The organism is Nocardiopsis sp. NPDC058631 (assembly GCF_042716955.1).
Classification (GTDB): Bacteria; Actinomycetota; Actinomycetes; order Streptosporangiales; family Streptosporangiaceae; genus Nocardiopsis.
Window position 1 is genome coordinate 1 of the sequence record NZ_JBHXQY010000068.1, and the last position, 13042, is coordinate 13042.

Annotated in this window: 5 protein-coding genes; 3 read left to right on the plus strand and 2 right to left on the minus strand. The window is 73.2% G+C overall.

The window, feature by feature from the left end; translation table 11 throughout:
• Positions 1-28 precede the first annotated feature (28 nt).
• Genes ACFWTE_RS20865 through ACFWTE_RS20875 form a run of 3 tightly spaced genes read left to right on the plus strand, consistent with a single transcriptional unit; the run spans position 29 to position 10532 of the window.
• Positions 29-9586, plus strand: a complete 9558-nt coding sequence (locus ACFWTE_RS20865) for an ADP-ribosyltransferase (RefSeq protein WP_378781296.1) — start codon at positions 29-31, stop codon at positions 9584-9586.
• A 13-nt stretch (positions 9587-9599) separates the two neighbouring features.
• The gene (locus ACFWTE_RS20870; RefSeq protein ID WP_378781297.1) at positions 9600-9974 is read left to right on the plus strand and encodes a hypothetical protein; all 375 of its coding nucleotides are present in this window, start codon (positions 9600-9602) and stop codon (positions 9972-9974) included.
• Between the two features lie 60 nt (positions 9975-10034).
• The gene (locus tag ACFWTE_RS20875; RefSeq protein ID WP_378781298.1) at positions 10035-10532 is read left to right on the plus strand and encodes a hypothetical protein; all 498 of its coding nucleotides are present in this window, start codon (positions 10035-10037) and stop codon (positions 10530-10532) included.
• Between the two features lie 255 nt (positions 10533-10787).
• On the opposite strand, the gene ACFWTE_RS20880 is transcribed toward ACFWTE_RS20875, so the two are convergent.
• On the minus strand, positions 10788-11543 hold the full coding sequence (locus ACFWTE_RS20880; protein WP_378781299.1) for a nucleotidyltransferase family protein: 756 nt from the start codon (positions 11541-11543) through the stop codon (positions 10788-10790).
• Positions 11544-11706: 163 nt separating this feature from the next.
• Entirely contained in the window at positions 11707-12918 is a 1212-nt protein-coding gene (locus ACFWTE_RS20885; protein ID WP_378781300.1) for a DUF418 domain-containing protein, read from the minus strand.
• Positions 12919-13042: the final 124 nt, after the last annotated feature.

Sequence of the window (13042 nt, forward strand, 5' to 3'; positions counted from 1 at the left end):
GCTCACGACGGACTACGTCCTCTACGCGATGCAGGACCCCGCGGACCGGGGCCCCTCCCCCTACGGCGCACCGGACACGGTGAAGACCGTCAACACGGCGTCGGCCCCGGCGGAGGCGCTCGGATCCGCGGACCAGCCGTCCGCCGAGGCCGCGGAGGGCGTCGCGACCCGCGGCGAGGCCGACGCCGGAGAGGCCCGGGACTCGTTCCCGGATACGCCCGACGCACCGCCGGCGCCGCCGCACCGTCCCGAGAGCGGCGCGCCCCTGAGCGGCCGGGCGGAGCCGGAGCCGGAGCCGGGGGAGCGTCCCGCGGCCGTCTCGATCCTGAACACGTTCCACAGCGCCCTCAACGAGCAGTCCCCGCCCGTCCGGAGCGGACCGGTGACCGGGGAGGAGTCCTCCGGCCCGGGGAGCGGACCGTCCCCGCAGCCGGTTTCAGCACGATCGGCGTCCGAGCCGAACACGGACGACGAGATGACCGTGTTCCTGATGGAGACGACGGACCAGGACCCGGCCGAGGTTGACGGGCCCCCCACCGGGCCCGGGTGGACGCGCGATCGGGAAGACGGGATGGCCGGCCTCCTGGGGCTGGAGGACCCGGCCGCCCGCGCCGCGGAGCTCGATGACCCGGGCACCAACCCGCACACCTTCGACGCGCTGCCCCGGGACCAGCGCGAGGCCGTCGTCGCGCAGGCGGCCAGCGGCTGGCTCTCGTCCCTCACCTGGATCCCCTCGCTGGACACCGCCTCCGTCCAGAAGAGGCTGGAGGACCTGACGTACGACGCGGGCGACAACGCCAGCGGCGACGACCTCAACGGCTGGCCCCTCTACGAGAGGAACGGGGGGCGGTGGCCGACGCTCGCCGAGATCCGGAAGTTCCACTCCGACGGCGGGAACACCCACACCTTCAACTGGCTCACCGACGACATCTTCAAGGCGCCGGACCCCGGCCGACGGCTGCGCCACTGGTACGACAACGCGGACGAGGCCGGAGCCCTGGCCAGGGCCGCCGGCGGCGCCTACCCGACGGCCGGCCAGGTCCTGGACACCCTGCGCACCCTGGACGCCGCGACCGACCGCCCGCTGCCCGGCCCCGTGGAGGTGACCTTCACGCTGAGCGGGGACGAGGGCCTCGCCGGGCTCGGCGGGTACGTCGAGGGCGACCCCTCCTCGCTGGTGGGCACCGAGCAGCGGGAGGCGGGGTACCTGCGCACCTCCCTGGACCGCTCACCGGCAACCGGAGGCGACGGTACGGCCCTGGTCCGCCTGACCGTACCCGAGGGCGGGCGCGGCCTGTGGATCGGCGACAGGGCGGACACCTCCGACCCGTACACGCTCCTCCTCCCCCGCGGCGCCGGCTACCGCGTCACCGACGTCACGGAGTCGGACGGGATCGTGGAGATCACCGCCGTGGCCCTGCCCGCGGAACCGCGACCGGTGGGCGCGCCCCCGGCGGAACCCGCCGTGGCCCACGACGACGCGGGCCACGGAGACGACGAGAGCGACGCGAGCTCGGAATCGGACGCCTCGGACGCTGAATCGGACAACTCAGACGACTCGGATGCGGATACCGACGGCAGGGGGACCCTCGACGAGGACGGCATCCGCCGCTTCGACTCGCCCGGGGAGATCGAGGGGCAGGACCGGTGGCTCCAGGACCCGGCGAACAACCCCCACGCCTTCGACACCCTCACCCCCGATCAGCGCCGGATGGTCGACTCCTACACCAGGTCCGCCTGGATCACCCGTGTCGCCCGCATCCGTCCCTTCCTGCCCCAGACCGTCGCCCGACAGCTGATGGAGTGGCGCTCGCAGTCCCGGGCCGAGGCCGCCGACCCCGACATGGCGCAGACGGCCCACGGCTGGGACCTGTACGAGGCCAACGGTCTGGTCTGGCCGACCGTGGAACGGCTGCGCCAGATCGCGGCCTCCCCACAGCCGGTGCCCCCGCGGACCCGGGGGCTCATCCGGTACATCCTCGACGCCCCCGACCCCCGTGCGGAACTCGTCCACTGGTACGACAACGCGGGATACGCGGGGGTCATCGCCCGGCTCAACGGGGGCGTCTACCCCGACGCCGCCGAGACCCGGCGGCTGTTCCGCCTCCTGGACGGCGCAGTCGACCGCCCGCTGCCCGAGGGCATGGCCGTGTCCCGCGGCATGCAGTCGATCGACCACCTCCTGCGCACGACCGGGGGCACGGACCCCCGCGGGCTGGTGGGCACCGTCCACACCGAACCCGGCTACATGTCCACCACCCTGGGCGACACCCCGTTCAAGACGGACTCGGACGGATTCCCCTTCCTGTTGCGCCTGGACGTGCCCGAGGGGAGCCGCGGCCTCTGGATCGGTACACGCAGCCACGACCCGGAGCAGATGGAGCTCACCCTCGGCCGCGGCACCACGTACCGCATCACCGGCGTCCAGAACAGGGTCGACCCCGAATCCGGCGGCCCGCAGACCGTGGTCACCGCGACCGTGGTCCGGCTGCCGCGGGCGGTGCCCGACCTCTTCTCGGAGGGGAGCACGGGCGAGGACGGCGTCCGCAGATTCTGGAACGCGGAGGAGGCCCACTGGTACGGCCACCGCCTCCACGACCCGGCGCACAACCCGCACGCCGTCAACGCGCTCCCCCGGGCACGGCAGGACCTCGCCCGTGCCCTCAGCGCGCTCGCGGGCGGGTTCGACCTCACCCGGACGGACCCGGACGGCGCCCGGGAACTGCTGGACTCCCTACGCGCGGCGAGCCGTGTCACCCCGGGCTCCACCCCGGCGGAGCGGCAGCGGGTCCTCGGGTGGGAGCTGTACGAGGCGAACGGCCTCACCTGGCCATCCCCCGACCGGCTGCTCCAGCTCCTGTCCGTGGAGCGGGTGCGCAACCCCGCGCGGGCGGGATTCATCACCGACATCCTCAGGCAGGGCCCCCAGGAGGCGGCCCGCAGGCTGGGCGGGCTGTACAACTCGGCCGGGGCCGCCGGGGTCCTGGCCCGCGCGAACGGGGGCACCTACCCCTCGCCCGAGAGGCTGCTGGACATGCTGGCCTCCTATGAGAGCGCCGTCCGCCGCCCGCTGCCCGACGCGGTCGAGAGCACCTGGTACCTGGACCAGGCGACTGCGCGGCAGTTGCACGGATTCGACCCGCGCGACCCCTCCGCGCTGGCCGGGACCGAGCAGGCCACCCGGGGGTACACCGCGGTCGCGCTCAACCCGCGGCCGGTCGGCCCGGCCGAGGGGGCGGCCGCGGTCGTCCGTCTCGTCCTGCCGCCGGGGGCGCACGGCCTCTGGCTGGGCGGTACGGGCCCCCGCCCCCAGAACCAGGAGATCGTCCTCCCGCCGGGGACCGGGTTCCGGATCGACTCCGTGGACACGTCCGGAGGCCGTCCCGTGATCACCGCGCGGGTGCACGCGCCGGCGGACGACACCGCCGCGCCCGAGGTGGTGAGTGCGCCGCCCGCCGCCGGGGCCGTGCCCGACGGGACGAACGACGCCGCCACAGGACCGGACACGGTCCACACCGGGCAGGGACCCGGCGACGGACGTGGCCACGTCGACGGGAACGGGATCCGGAGGTTCCGCACGGAGGAGGAACTCGACGCCTACGACCTGTGGCTCCACGACCCCGCCAACAACCCGCACGCCTTCGCGGCCCTGAGCCCTGAGCACCGGAACAGGATCACGGGCTACACCATCGACGGCTGGCTCAACACCGTGGCCCGCGATTCCATGAACGCGGACCAGGTGGCGATCGTGCTGGACCTAATGCGCCAGGACACCGTCGCGTCGTTCGAGACCAACCCCATGGGCTCACGCGGCTGGGAACTGTACGAGATGAACGGCCTCGCGTGGCCGACCCTGGACCGGCTGCGGGAACTCCTGGCGCAGGGGCGCGTTCCGGAGAGGGCCGAGGGCTTCGTCAGGTACATCCTCGACGCGCGGGACCCGCAGGAGGAACTCGACAGCTGGCACGTGCGCGCCGGTGAGGCCGGGGAGGTCGCCAGGTCGAGCGGCGACGCGTTCCCGACCCCGGAACGCACGCTCGAACACCTCCGGACCCTGACGGAGGCCATCGACAGGCCCCTGCCCGAGGGGGTCGAGGTGATCCGCGGGCTGGAGGAACTGGACCACCTCGCAGGCTTCGACGGCAAGGACCCCTACTCCCTCGTGGGCACCGTCCACACCGAGCGCGGGTTCATGTCCACGTCGCTGGGAAACGAGCTCGCCGGAGTCACGTCCAATTACGCGCACGCGATACACCTGACCCTCCCCCGCGGTTCCCGGGGCGTCTGGATCGGCTCGGAGAGCAGGCACCCCGAGGAGCGCGAGCTGATCCTCCCCCCGGGTACGACCTACCGAATCACCCGGGCGGGCTGGGGAGGCTCCCGCGGACTGGAGGGTCTGTACATCGAGGCCGAGGTGATCGTGCCGGAGCGGCCGATCGCCGAACCGGCCACGACACGGGTCGAGGGGGCCAATGACCTGCACGTGTTCGCCGCGCAGACCGACACGGACGCCACCGTCACGGGCCCCGACGAACCCGGATTCGGTGCGGACGCGGAGGCCGGAATGGCCGACCTCCTGGGGCTGGAGGACTCCGGGCACGAGAGCTCCGGAGACGACGCGTACGACGACCGGCCCCTCCTGGACCGCTACGACTCCGACGACGAAGCGCCGAGGGCCTCGCACGCCGACCGGGCCCCGCTCGACCGCACGGACGACGGCGACACCGCGGCCGCGACCCCCGAAACGAGCGGCGGAGAGGTCCGCGGGTTCCGCACCCGGGAGGAGTTGGACGCCTACGCGGAGCGGATGGAGGACCGAGACGGTGAACCGCACACCTACGGCGCTCTCCCGCCGGAGCTGCGCGCCCTCATCAGCGCGCACACCGCGTTCCCGTGGCTCAGCAATCTCGCCCAGCTGGGAACCTCCGACCCGGCGGCCATCCAGGGCAGGCTCGACTTCTGGAGCAGGATCAGCCTGGAGAACGCCACCGACCCCGACACCCCCAACGGGTGGGTGCTCTACGAGGCGAACGGCCTGTCGTGGCCCTCGCTCAGCCGGGTGCGGGAACTGTACGCCGAGGGAGGCCGCTCCCCGGCCTTCGAGGCGGTCGCGGCGGACATCTTCGGTTCCTCCGATCCGCGGCTGCGGCTGGACCACTGGTACGAGAACGCGGACGACGCGGGGGAGGTCGCCCGGGCCAACGGCGGTGTCTACCCCACCGGGGACAGGGCCCTGGAGCTCATCCGGGACATGGACACGGCCGTGGACCGGCCCCTGCCCGGCCCGATCGCGGTGTCCTTCGTGCTGGATGTCGGACGGGACCTACCCGGACTCAACGGCTACGACTGGGACGACCCGTTCGCCATAGTGGGCGGGGACCAGCGCGAGCGGGGGTACACCACTGTTTCCCTGGGCGACTCGCCCTTCACCACCGCACCGCGCGACACCGTGGCGGTCGTTCGCATGGTCCTCCCCGAAGACGCCCGGGGCCTGTGGATCGGTGACCGGGGCGCGACGGGCGACCCGTACGCGCTGGTCCTGCCCCGGGACTTCGGCTACCGCATCACCGACGTCCGGATCACCGACGACGGAATGGAGATCGACGCCGAGCCGGTCCACGCGGACATGTCGGCGCGAGAACCGTCAGCGGAGGCCGGGGACGGCGACTCGGACGCCTCCACGGTCCTCGACGAGGAGTCGCGCCTTCCGGCGGGCGACGGCCGCGGGCACGTCGGCGACGACGGATACCGGCGCTTCCGCGCCCTGGACGAACTGGACGCCTACGACCAGTGGCTCCAGGACCCGGCCAACAACCCCCACGCCTTCGACACCCTCACCCCCGACCAGCGCTGGATGGTCGACGTCTACACCAAGTCCGCCTGGATCACCCGGATGGCACGGGTCCGGACCCTGTCCCCGACCGGTGTGGCGCGCCAGTTGGAACTGATACGGGCCAAGGCCCAACACAAGGCGGGGCAGGCGGCGACCATGGTGACCGCCCACGGCTGGGACCTGTACGAGGCCAACGGACTCACCTGGCCCACCCTCGACCGGCTACGCGAGATCCGGGCGAACCCGGACGGCCTCCCCCCTCGCACCGCCGGACTCATCGACTACGTCCTGACCGCCCGTGACCCCGCCGCGGAACTGCGCTACTGGTTCGACAACGCCGGGTACGCCGGGGTCATCGCCCTCCACAACGGCGGGACCTATCCCGACGTGGACCGCGTCCTGGAACTCTTCCGCCTCCTCGACGACGCCACCGGCCGCCCCCTGCCCGAAGGCCTGGTCGTCTCCCGGGGCATGTACTCCGTCGACCACCTGCTGCGCGCGGCCGGCAGGTACGACGCCGACGACCTCGAAGGCACGGTCCACACCGAGCCCGGGTACATGTCCACCACCCTGGGCGACTCCCCGTTCAAGACGGGCTCGGACGGATTCCCCTTCCTGTTGCGCCTGGACCTGCCCCAGGGGAGCCGCGGCCTCTGGATCGGTACACGCAGCCACGACCCCGAACAGCGCGAACTCACCCTCGCCCGCGGTTCCACCTACCGGATCACCGGTGTCCGGAAAACGTTCGACATGAACACGAACAGGACCGTGACCGTGCTCTCCGCGGAGGTGGTCCTGCGACCGGAGGCCTTCGCGGACCCGCTCTCGGACGGACGGGTGGACGCGTCCGGTGTCCGGCGGTTCCGGACGCCCGCGGAGGCCGACTGGTACGCCCACCGGGCCGCGCGCGCGGAGCGCGGCATCCCGGGGCTGGACACCCTGCCCGAGGGGGCACACCGCGTCGCCGCGGCGTTCTCGGACACCCCGCGGCTCGCGGACCTGGCACTGGTGCCCCCGGACGACGTGCGGACGCAACTCGACCGGTTGCGCTCGATGAGCCGTACCGAGTGGCCCTCGGTCGTGGACCCCCACGGCAGCAGCGGCTGGGAGGTCTACGAGGCCAACGGGCTCACCTGGCCCACCCTTGAGCGGCTGCGGGAGATCGCGGACGCCGCCGAGGAGGGGTCCCCCAAAACGCACTTCCTGCGGACGATCCTCACTCTGGAGCGTCCCGAGGAACAGCTGGCCGGTCTGTACCGCAGGAGCGGTATGGCCGGAGCGCTGGCCGCGGCCAACGGGGGGACCTACCCCTCCGCCGAGGGTGTGCGGGAACTGCTCGGAACCTACGACGAAGCGGTGGGGCGCCCGCTCCCGGAGGCGGTCGAGACGACGTGGGTCATGGCCCACACCCGCGACCTCCGGTTCCCGGAGGGGTACGACGAGAGGAACCCCTCCGAACTGGTGGGCACCGTCCAGAGCAGTCCGGGGTACACCACGGTCTCCTTGAACCCGGAACCGGTGGGCCTGGGGCACCCCGCGGTGACCGTCCGGCTGACCCTGCCCGAGGGCGCGCACGGGCTCTGGCTGGGCACGGAGGGCCCGCGGCCGTCGAACCACGAGATCGTCCTGCCCCGGGAGATGGCCTATCGCGTCACCGGCGCGGAGAGGACCGCCCACGGTCTGCTGCTGTCCGCCGAGGCCGTCCTGCCGGAACAGGCCGGCACCGCCTCCGGAACCCGACCGCCTGCCGTGGAGGAAACCCCTCCCGCGACCGGCGGGGAGACCGGGCAGGACACGGCCGCCCCCGGCGAGGAGACGGGGCACACGGCCACCCCGGACGCCTCCGCGGACACCCCCGCCACCGACACCGGGCTCCCCGACGACGGCAGGGGGTACGTCGACGACCGGGGCGTGCGGCGGTTCCGCTCACTGGAGGAGACCGACGCCTACGGCCGCTGGCTCCACGATCCGGCGAACAACCCGCACGCCTTCGACACCCTCCACGACCGGCAGCGCGAAGACATGCTCGGGTACACGGCGGACGGGTGGCTCAACTCGATCGTCCGCGAGAACCTCTCGCCCGAGCAGATCCAGGACGCCCTGGACGAGGTGCTGGATTCGACCCGCCTCCAGACCAGCACGGACCCGATGTCGGCCCGCGGCTGGAGCCTGTACGAGCTGAACGACCTGTCCTGGCCCACCGTCGAGCGCCTTCGGGAACTCCTGGCGCAGGACCGGGTGCCCGAACACACCACGGGCTTCGTCAGGTACATCCTCGACGCGCCGAACCCGGAGGCGGAACTGGCGGGCTGGCACCGGAACGCGGGTGCGGCCGGCATCGTGGCGCGGTCCAACGGGGACGTGTTCCCCACCGCGGCCGATGTGGCCGCGTTCCTGGAGCGCCTCGACCGAGCCGTCGACCGCCCGCTGCCCGACACGGTCGAGATGGTCCGCGGCCTGTCCGAGGTCTCGTTCCTTGACGGGTTCCAGGATCTGGACCCCTACTCCCTGGTGGGCACCGTCCAGACCGAGCCCGGTTTCATGTCCATGTCCCTGGGCAACAAGCTGGCCGAGCACCACAAGGCCGAATCCGGGCACGTCGTCCACCTGACCGTGCCCGCGGGCAGCCGCGGCCTGTGGATCGGTGAGAGGAGCGACTACCCGGAGGAGCGCGAGGTCGTCCTCGCCCGAGGCACCACCTACAGGATCACCCGGGCGGGCTGGGGCGGATCGTTCGGGCTGCCGGGGTTCTACATCGAAGCCGAGGTGGTGGTCCCGCCGCGGCCGGAGACCGTTCCGTCACCGGAGCAGCGGGTCGAGGACGCCTCGGACGTCAAGGTCCTCACCGTGCGAACCGACACGAACACCACCGTGACCGGCCCCGAAGAAGTGGGACTCAACAGTGGCACCGAGGCCTTCCTGACCGCGCTCCTGGGGCTGGACTCCACCGTCGGCGCCGATGCCACGGCCGCCGCGGTCCACCCGGAGACCACCGCGGAGGACTCCGCCGCTCCCCTGGAGACCGGGACACAGGCCGCCGGGCCGGACCTGCCCGACGACCGCCCCGGACGGGTCGACCCCGACGGCGTGCGCCGGTTCGCCACCGACGGCGACGGTGCGGGATACGGGAAGCTCGTCCTCGGCGGCCGGTTCGCGTCCCTGACCCCGGAGCAGCAGGACTCCGCACGGGCCTACACGAAGAACGCGCAGTTCTACAACGACTTCTCCCGGCACTCCAACCCCGAGTCCGAGGTCCTGCGGCTCAGCGAGCAGCGGTTCTTCGGTTCGTGGGTCGAGAAGTGGTTCGGCGGGCACACCCCGACCCGGGAGAACGCCGAGAAGACCTGGGACCTCCTGCGCGAGGGGATGGAGCGGCTCGACCGGGCGATGGATCCGATCCCGGAAACAGTCGAGGTCCGGCGCTCGGTGTTCAGCGTGCGCTTCATGGCCCCGCCGGGGCGGCCCTTCCACGACGCCACGGATCTGATCGGCACGGAGTTCCTCGAACGGGGGTTCCTCTCGGGGTCGCTGGGGGTCGAGACCGTGAACCGGACCGCCGACTTCCAGTTCCACCTGGCCGTGCCCGCGGGGCACCCCGCCCTGTGGATCGGCGAGGGCAGCGTGCACCGGTCTGAGAGGGAGCTGCTCCTGCCGCGCGGAACGCGCTTCAGGATCGACGACGCGCTCCAGGACCCCGACACCGGGCAGTGGACCCTGCGGGTCACCGTGCTGCCGTTCACCCCGCGACCGTGACGAAGGAGGAGCGATGACCGACGAGGAGCAGGCCGCGCGGGACGAGTTCCGTCCCGAGTTCGCGGGCGCCGAGCCCCGGTTCGCCGCCGACACCGACGGGCCGGTGCTGCACGTACCGGTGCTGCGGGAGGACGGGAGTGCGCTGGGCCGCCTCTGGGCTTCGCGGGACGGGGCCGCCGCGGGGTTCCTGCCCCGGCCCGGTCCGGCGGGGCTCAACGCCAAGGGCGCATGGGTGCGCCGCCTGATCCTGGCCCGGGCCCAGGGGCTGGACGCCCTCGGCGCGCTGGCACGCTGGACCGGGGCCCCTCAGGACGACCGGGCCGGAGCGGTCCCGCCGGGAAGCGTGCCCGAGCACGCCGACCGCCTGGACGGGATCCCTCCCCCCTGATCCGGGCAGGACACCCGGTACCGCAGTGACAGCTGGAGACGAGAGGAAGTGGAGACGGCCATGGACAGTGGGCGCTCACCCGAGGACGGGTACCGAACGGACCGGAGCGGGGAGGAGCCCGATCCGTCCCGCGGGGCCGACGGCGCAGGGGGTCCGGCCCGTGCGCCGGGCGCGGGGCAGGGGGCGTTCGACCGGTGGAGCGACGAGGCGCTGGCCCCTGTACTGGTCGGCCGCTCCTACGCCCCGACCACCGCGGGCCCCGTGGTGTACCTCCCCGTGCACCGGGACGGCGGCCTCATCGGGTACCTGTGGGCCTCCGAGACCGAGGAGGCCAGCGACTTCCAGCCCCTCCTGCCTCCCGACACGGCGGGCAACGCCGCCCGCGGCTGGTGGACGATGGAGCACGTGCGCCTGCGCCGCGAGGGGCTGACCGCCCTGGAGGCGCTCCGGTCCTGCGCCGGGAAGGTCGACGACCCCCAGGGGGGCCGGGTGGACGCCGACGCCCCCGAGTCCCGTGCCGCGAGCCTGGAGGAGCTGCGCGCCCTCGCCCGCGGCTGAGACACCGCACCGGCCCCGCACCACCGGAGTGATGGTGTGGGGCATCGGACCGCCCGGGCCGCACCGGAAGGGTCACGGGCGTGAGGGAAACCGCCCTCGCGAGCCCCGGACGCGTGACCTCGGCGCACGGCGGGTGCCACGTGCGCACGTACCGAGGGTGCCGTGCCGGCGTCGCGACGCCCGACCGCCTCACCGGCATGTCCTGGAAACAGCCCCGGCTCCCGGGGCCGACCCGTGGGTCGGCCATCGTCCGGGTCAGGCGGTCGCGATGATCCGGCCGACCTCCGCGACCCCGGAGACCAGGTCCTGGGGGTCGGCGGTCATCCCCGCCACCACGAGGTCGACCTCCTCCAGCCCGGCCCGGGACAGGAGCTCCGCGTCGTCGGTCACCCACTCCCCCCGCCCGGCCAGTACGGCGTGGGCCGTGTGGGAGGCGGCCTGGGCGACGAGGCCCGCGGTCTGGGCGACCCTGCCGTGGGGCGCGTGGTGGCGCTCGGCGTAGGCCAGGGTGGCGGAGGCCAGGCCGCGCCACACCGGCGGCGCGCTCCGGCGCAGCGCCTCGGGGTAGTCGGGCCGGGGCAGGTCTCCGACGAGGACGCGGCCGATCGCGAGCTCGGCCACGACGAGGTAGGTGGGGATGCCGACCAGGTGGAACATGAGAGGCTCCACCCGGAACCGGCCCTGGCGCGCCTCGGCGAGTTCGTGTTCGACGACGTCGAGGTCGCGGTGATGGACGTGCACCGTCCGTCCGTCGATCCGCAACCGGATGCCACCGCCGACGACACCGCCGCCCCGACCCCCGGTCTCCGCGACGTCGCCCGCCCAGCCGGCGTCGCGAAGGTCCTGGGGGGCGAATCCGCCCCGGTGGTAGACCGCCAGGTCCCAGTCGCTGCCCGGGCGGTGGGAGCCCCGGGCTCTGGAGCCGACGAGGGTGACGGCCCTGACGGCCGGGAGCGCGGCGAGCCTGTCGGCGGTGGCGGCGAGGAAGCGTTCGTCGTCGGAAGTGGTCATCGGACCATCATCGTGTACCCCCACCGGTGGTGCTTTCCCGGCGCGGGCCGGGCAGGACCAGCTCCTGGGTCCGTGCGCCCACGTGCCGCCCGGGGGCTGTCGGCGGCGCCCCGCCCCGGGCTCACGGTGCGCGGGACCGGCAGGTCCGCGCACCGTGCGGTGGTCAGACGCCCGAGTGCGCCCTCCCCTGGTCGGCGGCGGTCGCCGACCGGGCTCCCCGGTAGGTGCCCCGGCGCAGGAGGCGCTCGGCGGGGCCGCGCGTGCCAGTGCGTCGCATGGCGTCGGCGATCACCACGGTGGTCAGCCAGACGGCCGCGCCGACCAGGACGGAACCGATGTCGGAGAGTCTCGACGCCAGGTCGAGCGTGTAGGGCATGAACAGGACCATCCACCCCACCGACTGGAGGAGGTAGCAGGTCATCGACCGCTGGCCGGTGGCCGCCAGCGCCTGGACGATCGGACCCCGTCGACGGCCCAGTCGGACCGCGGCGAGCGCGATGAGCGCCGCGTATCCGAAGCCGCCCGCGTAGCCGGTGAGCAGGTGCAGCCACGCGGCACCGGTCTCCCACGCGCCGGCGGGTTCCCAGATCCGCGCGGAGGCCAGGGCGTACGGAAGGCCGCCCAGGGCGGCCGCGGGAATGCCGAGGAACGCGGTCCGGCGCAGCAGGCCGAGGTGGTGTTCGGGCTCCTCCATGAGGCGGCGGCGTGCCGCCCACACCCCGACGACGAACGGGAAGACCGACGTCATCAGGAGCATCGGGGTCATGACCGGCCACGTGAGCAGCCGTGTCACCATGTCCGCCGTCGGGCTCGCGGTCAGGACCTGTCCGGACTCGGCGTCGGTGAACGAGGGGACGGTGTTGAGGACGGCGTAGGCCAGCGTGCCGAGGGCCATCCAGGTGAACCCGTGGGCGAGCAGCCTCCGGTCGCCGACGTGCAGGAGCCCGGCGAACAGCAGGGCGATGAGCCCGTAGACGGCGATGACGTCGCCGAAGAAGAGGAGGACGGTGTGCAGGAGGCCGATGAGGACCATCCAGCGCCCCCGCCTGCGGACCAGGGCTCTCACCTCCGACCGGGTGTGGCCCGCCGCGACGCGGCGCAGATGGATCCGGGCGAGCCCGTAGCCGAACAGCGCGGCGAACATCGGGTACCCGCGCGCCTCGGCGAACATCAGCATGAACACGGTCGTGGCGGCGTCGAGCGTGCCGCCCAGCGGGTGGGCCTGACCGCCGCCGGCCATCTGGTGGAAGATGTGGGCGTGCACGGTGGCGATGACCAGCAGCATCACGCCGCGGGCCAGGTCGGGGGCCAGGGAGCGCCGGTCGAGCGGGACGCCCCCGGACGGCGGGGGATCAGCGGAAGGTGGGAGGGACACGGGGTGCTCCGTTCGCGCCGCACGGGGCATGGTGGGGCCAGGTGAAAGGGATTGGATACGATGGCGTATCTCAAGACATTCTTAAGATACGGCACCGTTTCTTGTTTGGGAAGCCCGTTCCCGA